The sequence below is a fragment of the Mesorhizobium sp. 2RAF21 genome (assembly GCF_052115345.1).
In the GTDB taxonomy this organism is placed as follows: domain Bacteria; phylum Pseudomonadota; class Alphaproteobacteria; order Rhizobiales; family Rhizobiaceae; genus Mesorhizobium; species Mesorhizobium terrae.
The window spans coordinates 43331-63024 of record NZ_JBFRGM010000011.1 but is presented as its reverse complement, the minus strand read 5'-3'; the positions used below and the strand labels follow the sequence as shown (position 1 = coordinate 63024).

Here is a 19694-nt window from a genome sequence, read left to right as displayed (position 1 = left end):
CCCCACGGCGTAAGGATCAGCGCGGCACCCCCGCCGCCAGCAAACGAGTTGGACATGCATCGTGTCATCATCAGCGGCATCGGCGTTGAAATCCCCGAAGCGTCGATCACCAATGACGAACTGGTCGAAAGCTTCAACGCCTGGGTTGACGCGGAAAATGCCAGGCTAGCCGGCACCGGCGCGGAGCTGCTGCAGAAATCCGATTCCGACTTCATCGTGCATGCTTCCGGCATCAGGAAACGCCACGTCATCGAGCGCGCGGGCATCCTCGATCCGAAGCGCATGGCGCCGCGTCTGCCGGCAAGGCCAGACGATGCGCTGTCGGTGCAGGCCGAATTCGGCATCGCCGCCGCCCGCAAGGCGATGGCGCATGCCGGCATCGAGCCCGGCGATATCGATCTGGTGATCTGCTCGTGCTCGCATCTGCAGCGCCCCTATCCGGCGATCGCCATCGAGATGCAGCAGGCGCTGGGCACCAGGGGCGCGGCCTTCGATATGGGCCTTGGCTGCTCCTCGGCGGCCGCGGCCCTGCATATGGCGGTCAATCTGGTGCGTTCAGGTGGGCAGAAAAGAGTTCTGGTGGTCACGCCGGAAATCACCACCGGCCATCTCAATTTCCGCGACCGCCAGACGCATTTCATCTTCGGCGACGCCGCCGTTTCGATGGTGGTCGAAGCCGTGGAAGGCGACGACGTTCGCCCGGGCCGTTTCGAGGTGCTGGATACGCGCCTGTGGACGCAGCTGTCGTCCAACATCCGCACCAATCTCGGCTACCTGACCCGCACCGCGCAGGACGATCCCTATATGATCGACCTCGAAGGCAACATGATCAAGCAGGTCGGCAACAAGGTGTTCAAGGAAGTCACCGTCGCCGGCCACAAGTTCATCGTCGAGTTCCTGGCCGAGCATGGGCTGACGCCCAACGGCATCCGGCGCTTCTGGCTGCATCAGGCCAATGCGCGCATGAACGCCATGATCCTGAAGCTCGCTTTCGGCCATGAGGTCGGCCACGACCGTGCGCCGATGGTGCTGGAGCGGCTTGGCAACACGGCCGGCGCCGGCGCCATCATCGCGCTCAGCGAAAACCATGCCGACATGAAACCCGGCGATTTCGGCCTGCTCTGCGCCTTCGGTGCCGGCTATTCGATCGGCGGCGCGCTGTTGCGCATGAGCTGAGTTAGACCTGCGTGAAGGGCACCAGCATCGGCACGCGGCCGGCATAGTCGTCATAGGCCTTGCCGAGCTCGCTGTGCAGGAAACGTTCCTCCAGGCGCGCCTTCATGACGATGCCGATGGTCAGCAATACCGCGCCCGCAACCGCCCACAGCGTGCCGCGCGCCACCATCGTGGCGAGGATGGCAAGCAACAGGCCGGTGTAGATCGGGTGTCGCACCAGCGCGTAGGGGCCGGTGTCGACGACATGGTGATCGATCTTGGCGGTGACGGTGCCGGACCAGAGGCGGCCGAGATGGATCCGCGCCCACCAGGTGAAGAGAAGGCCTATGGCGATCAGCGCGACGCAGAGCCAGGCCAGCGTCGGGCTCGGCGGCCACAGCCGCACGCGGCCGATGAAGCCATGCGCGGGCACGAAGAACAGCAACGTGCCGACCAGAAGGACGATGCGATATTGGTATTCGGCGTCGAGACCGGCGCGTCGTTTCACCGGATCGGCCCATAGAGCGGCGATTACCCAGGATATCAGCCAGGCCAGCCAGAGCGTCGCGACCATTTTGTAAGGGTGCATGGCATGAGACGGCACGGCCGCCACCCGGTTGTAGCCTGGATCATCAAATGCCCGAGGCGCGGTGGCAATATAGCCGCCGGCCAGACGCCGGTCAAAACCGGTAAGAAACGCGTGATGTGACGAGCCATTCGCTGCGTTCATCGGATCATCAGCGCTTTCGACTGGACCCGCCGTGCCCGTTTGGGCATTTTCGCGACCGAGATTCCATCGCGCCGACGAGGTGAGCCATGCTCGATGCCCCGACACAGATACAGCCGCCGGCCGAAATCGTGCCGGCGAAAAAGCTAGGGGCCAAGGTTGCCGGGCTTTATGCGGCGCCGTCCGACGATTTCCAAACGCGACCTGTCGATCGCCTTGAGCTCGGTTTCAACGGCATACCGGGCGATTTTCATGGCGGTTCGACCCGCCGCTCGGGCGGCCGCGAGCCGTGGTATCCACGCGGCACCGAAATCCGCAACGAGCGGCAGGTGTCGATCGTCGCCTTCGACGAACTGGCGACGATTGCCGGGCTGATGGGGCTTGCCGAGATCAAGCCGGAATGGATCGGCGCCAATCTGGTCATCGACGGTTTGCCGAACCTGTCGATGCTGCCGTCGGCGACGCTGTTGTTCTTTGCCGGCGGGGTGACGCTGAAGATCGACGCGCAGAACGGACCCTGTCGTCTTTCCGGCCGTTCGATCGCGGAGAACGCCGGAATGGCGGACCAGGATGCCGGTTCGCTGCTGTTTCCGAGAGTGGCCAAGCGGTTGCGGGGGCTGGTGGCCTGGGTTGAAAAGCCGGGCGTCGTCAGCGCGGGGGAAGAAATTTCGGTGCGCGTGCCGGAGCAATGGATTTACAAGGCCTGATCGTCACCAAGCACGCCTAGCACGGCTTCAAATATCGGCCCTGGCCTTATGCAGCCGGTGAAAAGCCCAGGCGATAAGGGTCAGAACACCGAGCAGCATGGTGGCGTTGACGGCGTATTTCACCGTCGGCGAAGGGTCACCGAGCGGCTGGACGACAAAGGAAATCATCGCATTGGCGATCAAGGCCGCTGCGGCCACCGCCAGGACATGCGGTTTCTTCCAGCCGGTGCGGCGCGACCACATCACCAGCAACGCGCCGCTGCCGATACCCACCAACACCGAGAAGGACACACTGGCCCAGTCCGACGCGGACAGCGCCTGGAAGCCGAACACGGCAAACATCAGGGTGGCGACTAGCCACGGCGCCGGAACCGGACCGGCCTGCTTCAGGGTTCTGACAGGAACCAGGAATGCGGCCATGCACAGAAGCAGCGCGCAGGCGGCCGTCGCAACGAACTGCGCCTTGGTGACGACGAAACCCGTGATCCTGAAATTATCGTCGAAGATGAAGGCAGCGCCCACCAGATAGAGCGAAACCATCAGCAGGACGCCGACGCGCCCCAGCCAGGGCCTGTCGGCGATGCGCGGCACACAGGATTCCACCACGGCGATGGGAACCGCGAAGCTCCAGATGACGTGACCGCCGATAAAATTAAGCGCCAGATTGGCACTGATACCAAGATGATCGAGCGCGGTCGGCAATCGTTCCTCATCCCAATAGGGGATGTTGAGATCGACGCCGTAATGCGGATTGAAGAGGCTCTGGTCGATCAGTCCGGCCTGTATCAGTCCGAACGCCGTTGCCAAAAGCAGGATCGTCGGCCAGCCGCGCCCGGTGCGGCGGGTGATTTCGCGGATGAGCAGCGCAACCGAACCATAGAGCGGTCCAAGAATGAGAAGGCCGCCCAGCATCTCAAGCGGGTGGTTCGTGCTTTCGGCATAGCCGATCAGATATTCGGCGCAGACCGGCGACAGGAAGAACAGGAAGACCATCGCGCCGAGCCGTCCGGCGAATGGCGGCTTTGACAATGCGTCCGGCATGGGGGACATCACGAACGGCCCTTGGATATTAATGGAGTGTATGCTCTATTAATGATCGAGATGCCGAAACCTGTCAAGCAGCCGAGACTGGCCGATGCGAACCGTCGATCCTGAAAAACATGCGCAAAAGCGCGCCGGTATCCTTGTCGCGGCAGCCGAGGAGTTTGCGGCCAACGGCGTCGACGGCACCTCGACCGCCTCGATCTGCCGCCGCGCCGGCATCGGCTCCGGCACGCTGTTCCACTATTTCCCGACCAAGCGCGATATCGTGCACGGCCTGTTCGGCGATGCATTCGAGCGCATGGTGGCGATCTACGAGGAGGCCGAGGCCGAGAAAGACCCGGAGGCCGGCTTCGACCGCGTCCTGCAATGCCTGTTCGACGATCTCGCCAATCCGCTGACCCCCGGATTGATGGCGGTGGCGCTTCTGCAGGTCGGCCGTGACGAGGAATTCGCCAGGATGGTGGTGGAAGACGAGGAGCGGGCGAGGCGGACAGTGACCGTCCTTCTGCGGCGCATGGCCGAACGCGGCACCAGGCTCGCTTTCGCGCCGGAGCGTGCCGCCGCCTGGGTGCAGCATCTTTTCGATGCTTCCTTCCTCGCTTCCGGCAATACCGGCTTCGATGCCGCCGAACAAACGGTGGAACTGCGTGCCTTGATCGGCTGGCTGGTCGGAGGAGGGCGCAGAAGCACCTAGCTTTATCCCTGCGGCTTGGCCTTTATCGTGGTGACCTTTTAGACCTGCCCGCCTTGTCATAGTTGGTCCATTCGCCAACCTGCGTGCCGCTGCTGAAATGGCCGGAACGCAGCTTCGTGCCGTCCTTGCGGAACCACTCCCAACTGAAGACGCGTGAGGGCAGCAGAAACGGCTGTGGCCGGCAAGGCGCGGCCTAGCCGTAATGCACCGGGCTCGACCAGGCCGGGTCCTCATGTTTGTCCCAATAAAGCTTTTCGAGCCGCTTCGTGACCGGCCCTATCTTGCCGTCGGCGACAGCCGCGCCGTCGATTATCGTCACCGGCATGATTCCGCCGGCGGTCGAGGTGATGAAGACTTCGTCGGCCTCCTTCAAAGCGGGCACGGAGACATCGGCCGCCGTGCAGTCCAGCCCGAGTTCGGCGCAAAGGTCGAACACGGTACGCCGGGTGATGCCAGCCAGCACGCCGATGGCGGGAGTGGTCAACCTGCCGTTCTTGACCGCGAAGACGTTGAAGCCGGGACCTTCGGCGACATTGCCGTTGAAATCGAGCAGCAGCGCGGTCTCGGCGTTGCGGTCATAGGCGTCATAGAGGCCGCGCACGAGATCCAGCCAATGATAGTTCTTGATCGCCGGGTCGACCGAGGCCGGCGGGATGCGGATGCGGTCGCTGATCGCCACGTGGAGGCCGCGCTGACGCTGCTCGGCATTGGCGACCGAGCCGAAGGGCACGGCGAAGGCCATGAAGCGGTTGATGGCGTCGCGCGGGTCGCGGCTGAAGGTAGGCGAAGCGCCGCGCGTGCAAAGCATCTCGACGTAAGCTGCCCGGTGGCCGGACAGTGCCACGCAATTTTGCAGGATTTCCGATACCTGCTCGCGGCTGAACGGGATCGACATACGCAGCCGCTCCAGCCCGCCGAAGAAACGTTCGATATGCAGATCCAAGCGGAAGAAACGGCCATTCCAGACATGAACGGTGTCGTAGGTGGCGTCGGAATGCAGGAAACCCCAGTCCAGCACTGAAATCTTGGCCTGCGACATCGGCAGGTATTGCCCGTCGAGGAAGGCGACGCCGGCTGGATAGGCGTGCGGGTCGACATGCCGGCTCTCGATGGCGGGCAGGGGGCTGCGGTCTTGTCCATGATCTTTCCTCCGGCTGTCGGCATATTCGGACGGAGAATGCCCGCGAACGATGCGCCATTTCCGTCAAAATGACGGGCCACGTCCGCGGGCAGCGGGTGTGTCCTTGGTCATTGCATTTCCTTGAGCGCCGACCAGCGTTCAGCGTTCGCTCAAAAGATGTTTGATGAACAGGTTGAAAAGCTCGGTCTGGCTGGAAATGTCCAGCTTGGCGTAGATGTTCTTGCGATGGATCTTCACCGTGCCTTCGGCGATGCCGAGAATGCGGCCGATCGACATCGAGGAATGGCCGCGCAGCACCAGGCTGACGATGGTCTGCTCGCGGCGTGTCAGCCGCGACGGGACAAAGGTCGCGAAGGCACGCTCGACATCGTCGGTGTCGTGCGGCTGGTCTGCTTCGGTCGCGGCGGCCGGCGCCAGCTGTTCCCAATGGCGATTGATCAGCATTGCCACCAATGGGGCAGTCTGCCGGAGGCGCTCGAAGTCGGCGCCGGAGAATGTGGCGCTCGAATTCGCCCGCAGCAGCGAATAGGCGAGATAAAAGCCCGGCTGCAACGGCGTCAGGAAGACGATCTCCTCGCTCAGCGAACCCGATTCCATCGAGATGCAGGGGTGGACGTCCGGCGAGTTGTAATATTCGGCTTCGAAGAAGGCATCGGGCGCGAGATCGACCAGGCGGTGCAGGCCCGGTGGTGCCCGACGCAGGCAGGCGGAATAGACGGCATCGAGGAGATAGGTGCCGTCGAGATAGTTGCGCATGATCTGCGAGGAGGAGATGTCGCCCAGCCCGTCATGCAGGAGGCGAGGGCGGTCGCGGCCCGGATAGGCGAAGATGCAGGACAGATCGAAGGGCGCGACGGCGCGCAGCGCCGCGTCCAGACGTTCGGCAAAGCCTTGCTTGCCGATAAGCGCCACCAGGTCGGGCGTGGCCGTGTGCCAGGCCGCCAGCGCGGTTTGACCGTTCATTCCCATCGAACCTCCCTGTCCGACGGATCGTCAGCCTGCATAACCCAGCCTATCCCTCAAGCCATACCCCTTTGGGGATATTTCGTCCCGCGCGCGGCGCTGAAACTATGCCGGATAAGCATGGGAGGGCTAGGACCAATCGACACCGATTGGCGCCGATCCTCCGTGAAGGAGGGGATAGGGATGAGCAAACGCACCGACGGGCGGACAGCCGGCGTCACATACCAGGCGGTCGATCAGAGTTATTTCGAGCAACGCCAGTTGCAACGGCATGCCGGGCTGTTTTCGCTCTGGATGATGGGCGTGGGCGCCGTCATCGCCGGCGAATATTCGGGCTGGAACATCGGCTTCTCGCAGGGCGGCTTCGGCGGCCTTCTATTGGCGGCGCTGATCATCGGCTTCATGTATGTGTGCCTGTGCTGTTCGATCGGCGAGATGAGCGCGGCACTGCCGCATACCGGCGGCGCCTATTCCTTCTCGCGTACGGCCCTGGGCCCCTGGGGCGGCTTCACCACCGGCCTTGCCGAAAACATCGAATTCGTGCTGGCGCCCGCCGCCAACATGTTTTTCATGAGCTCCTATCTCGCTGCCATCTTCGGCACGCCCGACAGCGCGCTGCCGCTGTGGTGGGCGGGTGGCTATGCGGTGATGCTGGGGCTGTCGCTGCGCGGGCTGGAGCTGTCGATGCGGGTCGTCATCTACATCACTGTCGCCGCGATCGCCGTCCTGCTGTTCTTCTTCGTCGTGGCCATCCCGCATCTCGACTTCGCCCGCTACGCCCTGAACATAGCCGCGGGTCCGCAGGGCTCGGCGCTGTTGCCGGAAGGCAATGGGCCGTGGTTACCGTTTGGCTTCACCGGCGTGATGCTGTCGCTGCCGTTCGCGGTCTATATGTTCCTGGCGGTCGAGCAACTGCCGCTCACCGCCGAGGAGGCGAAGAACCCGAAGCGCGACATGCCGCGCGCGCTGATCCTGTCGATCCTCACGCTGGCCGCGCTGGCGCTCGGCGTTTTGTTCTTCAGCGCGTCCATTCCGCATGGCGCGCATGCCATGGGCACTTCGGGCGAACCGCTGCTCGATGGTTTCCGCACCATCTTCGGCGACGGTTGGGCAAAGCTTCTGGCCTCGGTGGCGGTGCTGGGGCTGGCCGCTTCCTTCTTCGCCGGTTCATTCGCTTCCGGTCGCAACATCTATTCGCTGTCGCGTGCCGGTTATCTGCCGACCGCCCTGTCGGTGACCAATCCCCGCACCAAGACGCCCAACATCGCGTTGGCCGCGGGTTCGGGCCTTGCCTTGTTCATGCTGCTGCTCGTCTGGTTCCTGGGCGGCCGGCACAATGTCGCCTTCATGGGCGGGTTCCTGGTCTCGATGATCGTCTTTGCCGGCATGGTCTCCTATGTGATGCAGAGCATTGCTTTCCTGCGGCTGCGCACAACCTACGCCGCGATCGAGCGGCCCTTCATCAGCCCGTTCGGCCGCTTCGGCGCCTATGCCACGATCTTCATCTGCGTGGTCACGCTGGCCTATCAGTTCTTCGATCCGCTCTATCGCTGGGCGGCGATCGCGGCTGCCGTCTGGTACGCCGTCGGGCTTGCCTATTTCGGCTTCTATCGCCGGCACCGCCTGGTGCTGTCGCCGGAGGAGGAATTCGCCGTGTCGGGCGGCATGCGCGGTCAGCCGGCTGAATGAGAAGCAGTCAGGCCGGCAAGAAAAATAACAGCAGGGACAAGAACATGACTGGAAGACTGCAAGGTAAGGTGGCGATCGTCTCGGGCGGTGCGACGGGCATGGGCGGCGCTGCCTCGCGCCTCTTCGCGGCAGAAGGCGCGAAGGTGGCGATCGTCGACCGCAACGCGGAAGCCTCGGCGGCCGCCGTTGCCGAGATCGAGGCGGCCGGCGGCGAGGCCGCCTATTTCACCGCCGATGTCTCGGACGAGGCCCAGGTCGAAGCGGCGGTGAAGGCGGCGGCGGAAACTCTTGGGGCGGCGACCGTGCTGTTCAACCATGCCGGCACCATCGTCATCAAGCCGTTCCTGGACACCACGGTGACGGAATGGGATTGGCTGCATGCCGTCAACGTGCGCTCGATGTTCCTGATGACGCGCGCGGTGCTGCCGGGCATGATCGCGGCCGGCGGCGGCTCCATCGTCTGCACCTCGTCCATTTCGGCGGTGGCGGCGACGCCGATGGAGGTGCTCTACGACACCACCAAGGGCGCCTGCCACATGTTCGCGCGCGCAATCGCCGTCGAGTTCCGCGACAGGAACATCCGCTGCAACGCTGTCTGCCCCGGCTTCATCCGCACGCCGCACGGCTTGCGTGAAGTTGCGGAATTGCAGCGGCTCGGCGTCGATGTCTCCGAGGCGGCGATTGCCGCCCAGCAGGGCCGCATCGGCGAACCGGAGGAGGTGGCGAAGGCGGCGCTGTTCCTGGCCAGCGACGAATCGAGCTTCGTCAACGGCGCGCACCTGTTCGTCGACAACGCCTTTACGGCGATCTGAGCCTAGTCTTCGTCGTCATCCGGGTCGAGCAGGCGGGTGGCGCGCCAGCGTGTCAGCACCTCGTTGGTCTGGCCGACGACAAAGAAACGCGCCGAGTCGCGGTCATAGCCTTCCGCCAGCAGCTTCTCGTAATCGGTGTGCTGGTGGCGGACATGGGCAATCGTCGCCAGCCACACCGCGATGCCTGGCGGCAAGGTCTTCATATGCACGGCGCCGGCGTCGGTGCGGATGCGCTCCATGTCGGCATAAGGCGCCAGCGGCAAAAGTGCGGTGAGCGCCTTGGCGATGGCGCGGCGGCGGCCGGTCGGCGCGGTCATCGCTCACCCCGGTCCGGCATCAGTGCGTCGGCCAAAACATCGACCGAGGGAAAATAAGGCTTGATGTCGATGATCGGCGTGCCGTCTAGCGCGTCGATGGTCTCGATCTCCAGTCTGCCCGCCGCGATATCGAGCGAGACAAGCCGCACCGAATGCAGGCCGACGGGGTTCGGCCGGGCCGGCGACCGCAGCGCGAAAACGCCTTTGGCTTCCGTAGCATGGCGTGGTTTCTGCACAATCAGATTCCGCGGCGCGTGGTGCATCCAGGTCAGCACATGGATATGGTTGGCGCGCTCCAATCCGGTCAGGCCGGGGCGATAAGGCTCGTCGATCAGCAATGCCGCCGGCTGGCTGGTCTCTCTCGCGGCGCGCATGTTCTTCGGACAGTCCTCCCGCGCCATCCAGGGCGACAGAACGCGGCCGATGAAGACGAGATGACCGTCCGGGTCCAGCATGGCCGGATCGTCGGCTAGTCGTACCTCTCCGTCGCGCATCTCAAACATCGATCGTCCCCCGCGCAAAAGGGCTGCGCCATTTTCTGGTCGTGACGCGACATTGCCAATTGCAAGGCTTGCGAAATTGACATAAACATATGTTTATATCTTTTGCGCGAGACTTCGATCATGCATGTCGCACTCGACACGATGGTAGATACATTGAAGGCGGCGGCCGAATCCAGCCGGTTGCGCATTCTGGCGCTTTTGGCGCGCGGCGACCTCACGGTTTCCGACCTCACCGAAATCCTTGGTCAGTCGCAACCGCGTGTCTCGCGCCATCTCAAATTGCTGCTCGATGCCGGGTTGATCGGTCGTTACCAGGAAGGGTCCTGGGCCTTCTTCCGCCTCTCCGACCTCGACAATGCACGCGACTTCGTGCTCAGGCTGATTGGCGGCATCCGCGCCGACGATCCGCAAGGCGAGCGCGATCTTGAGCGGCTGGCGACGGTCAAACGCAAGCGCCAGGACCGCGCTGCCGAATATTTCTCCACCAACGCCGCGAGCTGGGACGAAATCCGTTCGCTGCACGTGCCGGAGCGCGCGGTCGAGGCGGCTTTGCTCAAACTGGTCGGCAAGCGGCCGTTCCAGTCGATGCTCGATCTCGGCACCGGCACCGGCCGCCTGCTCGAAATTTTCGCGCCGCTCTACCGGCGTGGCGTCGGCATCGATATGTCGCGTGAGATGCTGGCGGTGGCCCGCGCCAATCTCGACAAGGCCGGCGTGGCGCATGCGCAGGTGCGCCAAGGCGATATCCTTTCGCCACCGGTGGAACGCGATTCTTTCGACCTGATCACCATCCATCAGGTGCTGCATTATCTTGACGATCCGGCGGCCGCCATTCGCGCCGCGGCGCGGCTGCTGCGCCCGTCCGGGCGGTTGATCATCGTCGATTTCGCCGCGCACGCGCTGGAGTTCCTGCGCGACGAGCATGCGCATCAGCGCCTCGGCTTCTCAGACCGGCAGATCGCCGAATGGTTCACCGAAGCCGGTCTCGATCTTGAGGAGAGCCAGGATTTCGAACCGCGCGGCGGCTCCGACGCCAAGCTCACCGTCAAATTGTGGCTCGGTCGCGACCGGCGCCTGCTGATCGCCGATCCCATCCCCGAAACCCAATCCGTGCGGGAAATCGCCTGATGAACCAGTTCCGCCTTTCCCGCCGCCCCGACATCGGCGACAAGATCCGGGTTTCGTTCGAGTTCTTCCCGCCGAAGACCGACGAGATGGAAGCCAGGCTGTGGGAGACGGTCAAGCGGCTGGAACCGCTGAGGCCGAACTTCGTCTCCGTCACCTATGGCGCCGGCGGCTCGACACGCGAACGCACGGCACGCACGGTGCGTCGTATCCTCACCGAAACCGGCGTTCCGGCGGCGGCGCATCTCACCTGCGTCGGTGCGACGCGCGAGGAGGTGGACGCGGTGATCCGCGATTTTTCCGCCACCGGCATCAAGCGTTTCGTCGCGCTGCGCGGCGATCCGGCCTCCGGCGTTGGCCAGGCCTATACGCCGCATCCCGGCGGCTATCAGAACGGCGCCGAACTGGTGGCGGGCCTGAAGGGGATCGCCGATTTCGACATTTCGGTCGCCGCTTATCCGGAAAAGCATCCGGAGAGCCCAGACTTCGCCACCGACATCGAAATGCTGAAGCGCAAGGTGGACAATGGCGCCAAGCGGGCGATCACCCAGTTCTTCTTCGACAACGATCTCTACGAACGTTACGTCGAGCGTGTGCGCCGCGCCGGTATCTACATCCCGATCGTGCCGGGCATTCAGCCGGTGCACAGTTTCCGGCAGGTGGCGAACTTCGCCACGCGCGCCGGCGCCCATGTGCCAGCCTGGCTGGCCGAGCGTTTCGAAGGGCTGGACAACGACCCGCAGACCCATGCGCTGGTCGCTTCCGCCGTAGCGGCCGAGCAGGTGCTCGATCTTGTCGAGCGTGGCGTCGGCGACTTCCATTTCTACACGATGAACCGCGCCGACCTCGTCTTCGCCATCTGCCACATGATCGGCATCCGCGCGCACCAGCCGGCTGCGGAAGCTGCGGTGCCGGCAAGCCACACGGCAACGGTTGCCAAGGCGGGACCGGCCGCCGCCTGAGTTACACGCGCGTCATTCCGGGCAAGCGAGGCGGAGCCGAGCGCCGACCGAGAACCTATTGAGCAGCGCGGCCGGGTTCAAATTTCGCCGTGACATCGGCGGAGTGCACGGCACCAGTGCGGAAGTGCGGGCAGACTAAGCGAGGACCGGGCCGCTCTCGACGACGATGCGGCCAATGGGTCCCGGATAGCCTTCGCTGCGCTTCGGCTTCCGGGATGACGACGGTGTCGGCGTGGTCGTTCAGGAGGAGGCGGATGTGCCAGTGTTTCCAGCCACACCCTCCGCCATCGCGACTGCCTGCTCGATGCGGCGCTGTCGCGTCTGCTGCTGCCCGGCCCGGCTGATCCAGTCGAGGATTAGCCGCCTGGACGGTGTCGGCAGCCGTTCGAAATTGCGGTAGGCGGCGCGGTTCTTGTCGAACTCCTGCCGCAGATCGACCGGCAGGCTGGCCGGGAAGGCGCCGGCCGCTGTCTCCCAGTTGCCGGCGCTTCTGGCCAGGCGTATGGCGGCAAGGCCGGGCTCCCGCATCAGGCCCCTGTCGATCAGGCTTTCGGCGCGTTCGCGGCTGATCCTGTCCCAGACGCCGTCGACCGGACGCGGCGAAAAGGTGAGGTGGAAACTGTCGGTGTCGCGCCGCGAAGCCCGGCCGTCGGCCCAGCCGTAGCAGAGCGCATCCTCGATCGCCTGATGGAAGTGGATGCCCGGCGCCTCGCTGGTCTTGTGACGGATGAGGAGGCTCACGCCTCGGGCGGTGCGCCCATTGGTTTCCAGCCAAGCGCGCCACTCCGCGCTGGAGGCGACGGCAAGCATCGGGAAATCGTCGCGGGTGCTGGGTTCGTCGATCCGCATCGCTCGTCTTCCTACCCCCCGGGGTCGCCGGTACTATAAGCGGGGCAGGAGTTCCTACAAAGTCCCAGAATGGAAAAAGGCCGGGTTTCCCCGGCCTTTTCAATGATTTGAACTATCAGGTGCTGCTTTCCCCCGCTTTCGCGGCTTTATGGAAGAACGCCCACAATGAGGGCGCCAATGAATGCAAACGCAGCACAAATCATCAATGCGTTGAGTGGCCTCGTTAGTCCCATGACATAGCCTCCTCTTGGAAAACTATGGCCAGAGTCTAGAGGCAATCAGGCAACACACAAGAAGAAAATGTGCTGCAATGCGACAAGCCTTTAGAAAATTCGACCTGTCTCTTGCCCCTATGCCTTGAATTCCTTGGCGAAACAGCGGTGAGCCGGCTGTGCATAAATTGTGTCTGAAAGGTGTCAGCGACGGGCGAAAAGACGCCCGTCTATGGTGACCAGGCCAAGCCCGATCAGCACCATCCCGATAAGCTCGAGCAGCTCGATGCGCTCGCCCAGGAAAGCGATGCCAAGCAGGATGGCGCTGACCGGCACGATCAGCGTCACCAGCGACGCGTTGGTAGCTCCGGCGGAGGCGACCAGGTTGAAATAAAGGATGTAGGCGAAGGCGGTGGACAACAATGCCAGGCCGAACACAGCAGTCCACACCGGCGTGCTCGCCACGAACAAGCCGCCCGGTCCGACGGCAAGCAGCGCAACCGGGATCATGATGATGGTGGAGGCGGTCAACTGGCCAGTCGCCAACACCGGCGGCGGTACGCTCTTCAGCCGCCGCGCCACCATCAGTGCGAAGGCATAGGAGAGCGAGGCACCGATCAGCGCGAATTTCGGCCAGACCGGTCCGCCAAGGCCCGCCAGTACGCCCGGGCCGACCATGACGGCGGTGCCGGCGATGCCGAGGCCGATGCCGGCGAGCTTGTTCACGGACAGTTTCTCGTCGGTGGTCATCGCATTGGCGACGATCAACGTCCAGAACGGCGTCGTCGCGTTGAGCACCGAGGCTATACCTGCGCCGAGCTGGGTCTGGCCGGCGAAGATCAGCGCGAAGGGGATGACGTTGTTGGTGAGCGCCAGCAGGAAGAACAGGCCGGCATGGGGCAGCGCCAGCTGGAAGGAGGGGCCGCGCAGGAGGAGGAAGACATGCAGTGCGGCCGCCGCGATCGCCACGCGAAACAACACCAGCACCAGCGGGTGCATTTCCGCTACCGCGATGCGGGCGAAAAAGAACGAGCCGCCCCAGATGGCGCCGAGCAGCAGAAGCTGGCCCCAGTCCCTCGCGCTCATCGGCCCGGTGGAAACGGTCTGTGTCGTTGCGGTGCTCATGGCTGGCGGTTCCCTCCCGTGCAGCGCGTTGCTGTCGGGCAAGATTAGCCGCTCTTAGGCTCGCGGCCACCCGAATCCTGCCGTCGGCGGCTTTATTCCTGCCAATTCCTTTTGCTGGATCAGTAATGAAGCGAACAGACATGGAAGTGTTTTCTTTCCCGGCTAGCGTGAAATAATTACGCACCGAGAACAGGGATTCGCCCCATGCAGCGATTCGAAAACGCCCGCGAGGCAGCCCTCGCGCTCCGCCCCGACGATCCGATCTATTGCTTCCGCCCTCAGGTGCTGAAGGACGATGCCCGGCAATTCATGCAGATGTTTCCGGGCAAGACCGCCTATGCGGTCAAGACCAATGGCGAGCAGATCGTGCTGAAAGCGCTGGCCGAGGCAGGCGTTACCGCCTTCGACGTGGCGTCTCCAGGTGAATTCGCCGCCGTGCGCGCCATCTCGCCGGATGCGGAAATGCTCTACATGCACCCGATCAAGGCGCAGTCGGACATCAAGCTGGCGCTGGAGAAATACGGCATCCGCGTCATCGCCGTCGACCATGAGGACGAGATCACCAAGCTGACGCGGGTGGTGCGCGCGCTCGACATCGACCCCGGTGCGATCACCGTCTTTGTCCGTGTCCAGACCAAGGGCCACGCCGCCTATGAGCTGTCGAAGAAGTTCGGCGCCGGGCCGGCCAACGCGGTGGAACTGGCGGAGCGGCTGGCGCGCACCGGCTACAAGGTCGGGCTGTGCTTCCATGTCGGCAGCCAGATCGAGGACCCCGACACCTATGAGCGGGCACTCGCCTCGGCCGACTGGGTGCGCAACCGGCTCTCCTTCGATCTCGCCGGGCTCGATGTCGGCGGCGGCTTCCCGGCCGAATATGGCCACGACCCGAACCGCAAGCATGTCGAAATGCCGTCGCTCGGCCAGATCATGTCCAGGCTGTCCGGCGATCTCAAGGAATACGGTTTTGACCAGATGCCGCTGGTGGCCGAACCCGGCCGGGTGATCGTGGCGCGCTGCCTGTCGCTGATCGTGCGTGTGTTGCTGCGCAAGGGCAGGCGGCTCTACATCAATGACGGCATCTGGGCGTCACTGTCGGATTCGTGGACCGGCAAGATCACGCTGCCGGCGCGTTTCATCCCCGATCCCGCGATCCGCTCGCGCAACGGCTCGGAAAAGAACATCGTGCCGTTCAAGGTGTGCGGGGCGACCTGCGATTCCGTCGACATCCTGTCGCGGCCGTTCTGGCTGCCGGAAACGGTGGATACCGGCGACTGGATCGAGATCGGCCATATCGGCGCCTATTCGCTGTCGCTGCGCACCCGCTTCAACGGCTTTTATCCAGACACCTTCGTGGAAGTGACGACGCCCTTCGACGAGGGCGAGGCGCCGCAGGGCTTCGCCAGTCTGGAGACGATGGCGGATTGAGTTCGAGGGTTCAACCTATTGGGAGATCGACCGTGAAAGGCATTGCATTTCTCGCAGGCTCGCTGCTGGCGATGACTGTCGTCGCATCGGCGACGACCGTGGCGATCAAGCTGCCGGGGAAGGAAAAACCTCAGACCACAAAAGCGACCTACACCTGCCCCGGGCGCAAAATGACGGTCACCTACATCAACACCAGCGCCAACCAGTTCGCCGTGCTGGATCTCGGCAAGACCACCGTCGTCACCGTTTCGGTGATCAGCGGTTCCGGCGCGCGCTATGTCGGGCAGCAATACGAGTGGTGGACCAAGGGCAAGGAAGCGACCTTCACCGACCTGATGCAGAACCCGCAGAAACCGGTGACCTGCACCGAAGCCAAATAGCTACGACGAGAGCTTCGCGAGCAGGTCCGGCGTCGGCCAGCCGTCGGCTGGAATGCCGAGCCTGATCTGCTCCTTGCGCACGGCATCGCGCGTGTTGGTGCCGAGGATGCCGTCGACCTTGCCGACGTCGTAGCCCTTGGCTTCCAGTTTGTTCTGCAGCTCCTTCATCTGGTCCATGCTGAGGCCGGGCTCGGGATCGCGCGGGTCATAGGCCGGGGCGCCGGCAAAGCGGGTCGCCAGAACGGCGGCGGTCAGCGCATAGGTGAAGGACTGGTTCCACTCGATATAAACGTCGAAGTTCTCGTAGGTCAGGAAGGCGGGGCCCTTGCGGCCCATCGGTAACGCCAGGCCGGCCTTCAGTCCGTTGTCCTTGAGCGGCGAGCCGTCGGGATTGGTGAGGCCCCATGCGTTCCACTGGCTGATCAGCATCTTGTTGGTGCGCGCCGTCTGTTCCCAGGGCAAGGTGTCGGGCACGCGCACTTCCTGCACCCAGGGTTGATCGCGCTTCCAGCCCTTGATCTCGAGCTTCTTGGCGGTGGTCATGATGACGTCGGGCGCGCTGTTGCGCAGGTCGACCTTGCCGTCGCCGTCGCCATCGACGCTGTCTTCCAGATAGTCGATCGGCAGCATCTGGGTCTGGCCGATCTCACCGGCCCAGGCGCCCTTGACGTCGGCGGGCAGGTCGCCGCGGTCGATCAGCTTGAGCAGCGGCACGATCTGGCGACGGAAGGTGGCCGGGCGGCGGCAGTCATGCGACAGCGTGACCAGCGCGTTCAGCGTGCCGAAATCGCCCTGGACGGCGCCGAAATCGGTCTCCAGCGCCCAGAATGCGGTGACGATGGCCGGCTGCACGCCGAATTCCTGCTGGGCGCGGGCGAAGACCGAGCCGTATTTCTGCATCATCGCGGCGCCTTGCTTCAGCCGGTAGGCCGAGATCATGCGGCCGGAGAACTGGGTGAAGGTCTGCGAGAACACGCCTTGCGAGCGGTCGCGCGCCAGGACGCGGGTGTCGATGCGCGAATCCTCGAGCGCCTCGAGGCCGGCGGCGCCGACGCCGGCGGCCTTGGCCTCCTCGGTGATGCCCTGCTTCCAGGCATCGAAGTCGCCGCCGCAAGGTGCTGCAGTCGGGTCAAACTGCGCGCCGGCGCCGGCATCGGGCTGGACGCCGGCAGCGGGGGTAACCTGCTGTTGCGTGGGCGCGGATTCCTGCGCCATGGCGGGAGCTGCCACCAATACCGGCAGCAGCGCAGCAATGAGCTGGGAGCGCAGTCGCATGGTCTTCCTTTCGGACTGATTACGTGGCGCGGCGCAAATGGCCTGCGCGGTCAGTGTCGAAAAGCAGGCGAGGGCCGCCCTGTCAACGGGTGTTCTGACGCAGCCACTTGTTCCAGGCGGCCTCGGTACCGTTGAAAACGTTGATGTCGGCATCGCCCTTCATGCCTGGAATGACCCCGGTTCCGGTGTATTGCCAGAAGGTGAAGGGGTGGCTTCCGTATTTCTTGGTGGGATGGCCGGCGACCGAGCGCAGCCAGTAGGGATAGCCGCGGAAGGTCGACAGGTTGTTGTCGTCGAAGAAGTCGACGGAGGTGTAGATGATCGGCTTCTTGCCGTAGTGCTTCTCGACCATCTGCAGGAAGATGGTCATCTCCGAACGCACCGTCTCGGCAGGCGGACGCAGCTTGCAGGTCGGCGATTGCGGGTTCCATTCCATGTCGAGCACGGGCGGCATCGAGGAGCGCTCGTTCGGCACGTTCTCGATGAACCAGCGCGCTTGTTCGGCCGCCGGGCGGCAGAAATAGTAGAAATGGTAGGCCGCGCGGGGAACACCCGCTGCTTTCGTGCTGCGCCAATGCTCTGCGAACATGTCGTCGACGCGGTCGCCGCCCTCCGTCGCCTTGATAAAGGCGAAGGAAACGCCGTTGGCTCTCGCCTTCGGCCAGTCGACGGATGTCTGGTATTTGGACACGTCGGTGCCGTGGACGGCATAGTTCCAGGGCGCGCCACTGTCCCATTCATGCGGGTTGGAATCGGCGAAGCGGGGTGCCCGCACGACCACGGAGCCGGCGCCGGAACTGGAGCCCGAGCCGGACGCCACCGGGCTAAGCGTGTCGACCGTAGAACAGGCGGAAAGCGCCAGCAGGGAAAAGGCGATCGCGAGACGGCGCATCCGATATTCAGGTCCAGACCGGAGGCCGCCGGTTGCGGATGGGTCGTTCTGCCGGTCCTTAGCCGGTTGCGGCGTGCCCACCTGGCCGCAACACATCCCTCTGTCATCGCCCAACATGGTTGATAATCGGTTGATGCCAGGCGAAGTGCAATGGGTCGCGGTCCCATCGCAGGGGAGGGAGTTAAGCCTGACAAGCCTGCTTTCCCTAAGGGAAATTAGCGCGGCGACATCCGCTGTTGCGATCTTGGTGCCAATCGCGGCAGATTGCGGCACCGACTGTTGGGAGGCAGGGCATGCGTGTCATCGGCAAGATTTTCAAATGGCTGCTCTGGCTGATCGTCGTCGCCGTTATCGGCGGGGCGGTCTGGCTGTGGATCGCGCCGCCGGTCTTGATCCGGGTCGCCGCCAACTACACGGCCAAGATCGTCTGCTCGAACGTCTTCCTGGCCGGGCGCGATGCCGGGCAGGTTCTGGCGGTGGACGTGCAGGCGCCGGGTCATCCGATCCTCAAGCTGATGATGCTGAATGTCGACAAGAGCGGCGGCACGGTCAGCGCCGGCCTGCTTGGTATCTTCGGCAAGGGGACGGCGGTGCTGCGTCCGGGGCTCGGCTGCACCGACGTGCCCGACGGCAATGTGGCTGCAGCCAAGGCAATCAGCACCGATATCGTCACGCCGCCGACGGTGGCCGACGCGCTGTGGCCGGAAGGCGGCCGTGTCGAGCCCTCGCAAAACCCGGAGATTGCGAAAATCCTTGACGATGCGGGTCTGACCGGTCCGGGCATGCGCGCCGTCGTGGTGGCCCAGAACGGCCGCATCCTCGGCGAGCGCTACGGTGCCGGTTTCTCCGAAAACACGCCGCTGCTCGGCTGGTCGATGACCAAATCGGTCAACGCCGCGATCGTCGGCACGCTGGTCAAGGAAGGCAAGCTTGCCATCACCGACCAGGGCCTGTTCGCCGACTGGAAGGCCGACAAGCGTGCCGCGGTCACGCTGGCCGACATGATGGCAATGTCGAGCGGGCTGGAGTTCAACGAAGACTATGGCGCGGTCACCGACGTGACACGCATGCTCTACCAGCAAGGCAACATGGCCGATTTCGCCTCCAACAAGCCGCTGACGGGAGAGCCCGGCAAGGTCTATTCCTATTCGAGCGGCACGGCGGTGATGCTGTCGCGCATCTGGCAAAACACCTTCGCCGACCCGAAGCAGGCGCTGGCATGGCCGCGCCAGAAGCTGTTCCAGCCGATCGGCATGAACAGCGCGGTGCTGGAGACAGACCAGCACGGAACCTTCGTCGGCTCGTCCTATCTTTACGCCACGGCGCGTGACTGGGCACGCTTCGGCCAGTTCCTGTTGCAGGACGGCGCCTGGAACGGCCAGCAGATCCTCCCCGACGGCTTCGTATCGTGGATGCGCGAGCCGGCGCCAGCCTCCAAGAATGTCTATACGCGAGGCCAATTGTGGATCGAGGCGCCCGGCAACGAGAACGACCCCGGCGCTACCGCCCGGGCCGGCGTGCCGGCGGACACCTATTGGCTCGAAGGGCATGACGGACAGACCGTCGCGGTCGTGCCGTCGCAGAAGCTGGTCGTCGTGCGGCTGGGGCTGACGCCGTTCAAGCTCGGCTACCGGCCGCAGAACCTGACGGCGGCGCTGGCAAAGGTGCTGAAGTAAGGGCGCTGTTTCCTTCTCCCG

The 19694-nt window shown here is 64.1% G+C and carries 20 protein-coding genes; 10 read left to right on the top strand and 10 right to left on the bottom strand.

The window, feature by feature from the left end; translation table 11 throughout:
* The first annotated feature begins 54 nt into the window (after positions 1-54).
* Positions 55-1176: a beta-ketoacyl-ACP synthase III gene (locus tag AB4136_RS18720; RefSeq protein ID WP_137900827.1), complete on the top strand. Its 1122-nt coding sequence runs from the start codon at positions 55-57 to the stop codon at positions 1174-1176.
* 1 nt (position 1177) lies between these two features.
* Here the strand turns inward: AB4136_RS18720 and AB4136_RS18715 are convergent, their stop codons facing one another.
* Positions 1178-1885, bottom strand: a complete 708-nt coding sequence (locus tag AB4136_RS18715) for a methyltransferase family protein (RefSeq protein WP_441931547.1) — start codon at positions 1883-1885, stop codon at positions 1178-1180.
* A gap of 86 nt (positions 1886-1971) precedes the next feature.
* Here AB4136_RS18715 and AB4136_RS18710 point away from each other — a divergent pair, with 86 nt between their 5' ends.
* On the top strand, positions 1972-2589 hold the full coding sequence (locus tag AB4136_RS18710) for an MOSC domain-containing protein (RefSeq protein ID WP_024923479.1): 618 nt from the start codon (positions 1972-1974) through the stop codon (positions 2587-2589).
* Between the two features lie 27 nt (positions 2590-2616).
* Here AB4136_RS18710 and AB4136_RS18705 read toward each other — a convergent pair whose 3' ends face one another.
* Entirely contained in the window at positions 2617-3630 is a 1014-nt protein-coding gene (locus AB4136_RS18705) for a hypothetical protein (RefSeq protein ID WP_024923478.1), read from the bottom strand.
* A 94-nt stretch (positions 3631-3724) separates the two neighbouring features.
* Between AB4136_RS18705 and AB4136_RS18700 the strand changes: the two genes are divergently transcribed.
* A complete protein-coding gene (locus AB4136_RS18700; RefSeq protein WP_024923477.1) occupies positions 3725-4327 on the top strand; it encodes a TetR/AcrR family transcriptional regulator in 603 nt (200 codons plus the stop codon).
* Positions 4328-4520: 193 nt separating this feature from the next.
* On the opposite strand, the gene AB4136_RS18695 is transcribed toward AB4136_RS18700, so the two are convergent.
* Positions 4521-5366, bottom strand: coding sequence for an aminotransferase class IV (locus AB4136_RS18695; RefSeq protein ID WP_137900826.1), 846 nt, complete (start codon positions 5364-5366; stop codon positions 4521-4523).
* Positions 5367-5606: 240 nt separating this feature from the next.
* Positions 5607-6431, bottom strand: coding sequence for a helix-turn-helix transcriptional regulator (locus AB4136_RS18690; RefSeq protein WP_024923475.1), 825 nt, complete (start codon positions 6429-6431; stop codon positions 5607-5609).
* A 183-nt stretch (positions 6432-6614) separates the two neighbouring features.
* On the opposite strand from AB4136_RS18690, the gene AB4136_RS18685 reads away from it, so the two are divergent.
* On the top strand, positions 6615-8120 hold the full coding sequence (locus AB4136_RS18685; RefSeq protein WP_024923474.1) for an amino acid permease: 1506 nt from the start codon (positions 6615-6617) through the stop codon (positions 8118-8120).
* A gap of 44 nt (positions 8121-8164) precedes the next feature.
* Positions 8165-8932: an SDR family NAD(P)-dependent oxidoreductase gene (locus AB4136_RS18680; protein WP_024923473.1), complete on the top strand. Its 768-nt coding sequence runs from the start codon at positions 8165-8167 to the stop codon at positions 8930-8932.
* A 2-nt stretch (positions 8933-8934) separates the two neighbouring features.
* On the opposite strand, the gene AB4136_RS18675 is transcribed toward AB4136_RS18680, so the two are convergent.
* Together AB4136_RS18675 and tsaA are read right to left on the bottom strand one after the other, a co-directional pair.
* The gene (locus tag AB4136_RS18675) at positions 8935-9249 is read right to left on the bottom strand and encodes a DUF2293 domain-containing protein (RefSeq protein ID WP_024923472.1); all 315 of its coding nucleotides are present in this window, start codon (positions 9247-9249) and stop codon (positions 8935-8937) included.
* Positions 9246-9752 carry a tRNA (N6-threonylcarbamoyladenosine(37)-N6)-methyltransferase TrmO gene (gene tsaA, locus AB4136_RS18670; RefSeq protein ID WP_024923471.1) on the bottom strand — a complete coding sequence of 169 codons (507 nt, stop codon included), beginning with the start codon at positions 9750-9752 and terminating at the stop codon, positions 9246-9248. Before tsaA ends, AB4136_RS18675 begins: the two co-directional genes overlap by 4 nt.
* A 120-nt stretch (positions 9753-9872) precedes the next feature.
* On the opposite strand from tsaA, the gene AB4136_RS18665 reads away from it, so the two are divergent.
* Positions 9873-10880 carry an ArsR/SmtB family transcription factor gene (locus tag AB4136_RS18665; RefSeq protein ID WP_024923470.1) on the top strand — a complete coding sequence of 336 codons (1008 nt, stop codon included), beginning with the start codon at positions 9873-9875 and terminating at the stop codon, positions 10878-10880.
* Positions 10880-11839, top strand: coding sequence for a methylenetetrahydrofolate reductase [NAD(P)H] (metF, locus tag AB4136_RS18660; RefSeq protein ID WP_024923469.1), 960 nt, complete (start codon positions 10880-10882; stop codon positions 11837-11839). The genes AB4136_RS18665 and metF overlap by 1 nt, the downstream gene beginning before the upstream one ends.
* 240 nt (positions 11840-12079) lie before the next feature.
* On the opposite strand, the gene AB4136_RS18655 is transcribed toward metF, so the two are convergent.
* Both AB4136_RS18655 and AB4136_RS18650 read right to left on the bottom strand, forming a co-directional pair.
* On the bottom strand, positions 12080-12688 hold the full coding sequence (locus AB4136_RS18655) for a YdeI/OmpD-associated family protein (protein ID WP_024923468.1): 609 nt from the start codon (positions 12686-12688) through the stop codon (positions 12080-12082).
* A gap of 416 nt (positions 12689-13104) precedes the next feature.
* Positions 13105-14025, bottom strand: coding sequence for a DMT family transporter (locus AB4136_RS18650; RefSeq protein WP_024923467.1), 921 nt, complete (start codon positions 14023-14025; stop codon positions 13105-13107).
* Between the two features lie 204 nt (positions 14026-14229).
* On the opposite strand from AB4136_RS18650, the gene AB4136_RS18645 reads away from it, so the two are divergent.
* A complete protein-coding gene (locus AB4136_RS18645; RefSeq protein ID WP_024923466.1) occupies positions 14230-15450 on the top strand; it encodes an alanine racemase in 1221 nt (406 codons plus the stop codon).
* 32 nt (positions 15451-15482) lie between these two features.
* The gene (locus AB4136_RS18640; RefSeq protein WP_036254254.1) at positions 15483-15830 is read left to right on the top strand and encodes an MliC family protein; all 348 of its coding nucleotides are present in this window, start codon (positions 15483-15485) and stop codon (positions 15828-15830) included.
* On the opposite strand, the gene AB4136_RS18635 is transcribed toward AB4136_RS18640, so the two are convergent.
* Positions 15831-17105, bottom strand: coding sequence for a lytic murein transglycosylase (locus AB4136_RS18635; protein WP_024923464.1), 1275 nt, complete (start codon positions 17103-17105; stop codon positions 15831-15833).
* Between the two features lie 82 nt (positions 17106-17187).
* The gene (locus AB4136_RS18630) at positions 17188-17997 is read right to left on the bottom strand and encodes a glycoside hydrolase family 25 protein (RefSeq protein ID WP_024923463.1); all 810 of its coding nucleotides are present in this window, start codon (positions 17995-17997) and stop codon (positions 17188-17190) included.
* Between the two features lie 293 nt (positions 17998-18290).
* Here AB4136_RS18630 and AB4136_RS18625 point away from each other — a divergent pair, with 293 nt between their 5' ends.
* Entirely contained in the window at positions 18291-19673 is a 1383-nt protein-coding gene (locus AB4136_RS18625; RefSeq protein WP_024923462.1) for a serine hydrolase domain-containing protein, read from the top strand.
* The last annotated feature ends 21 nt before the right edge of the window (positions 19674-19694 follow it).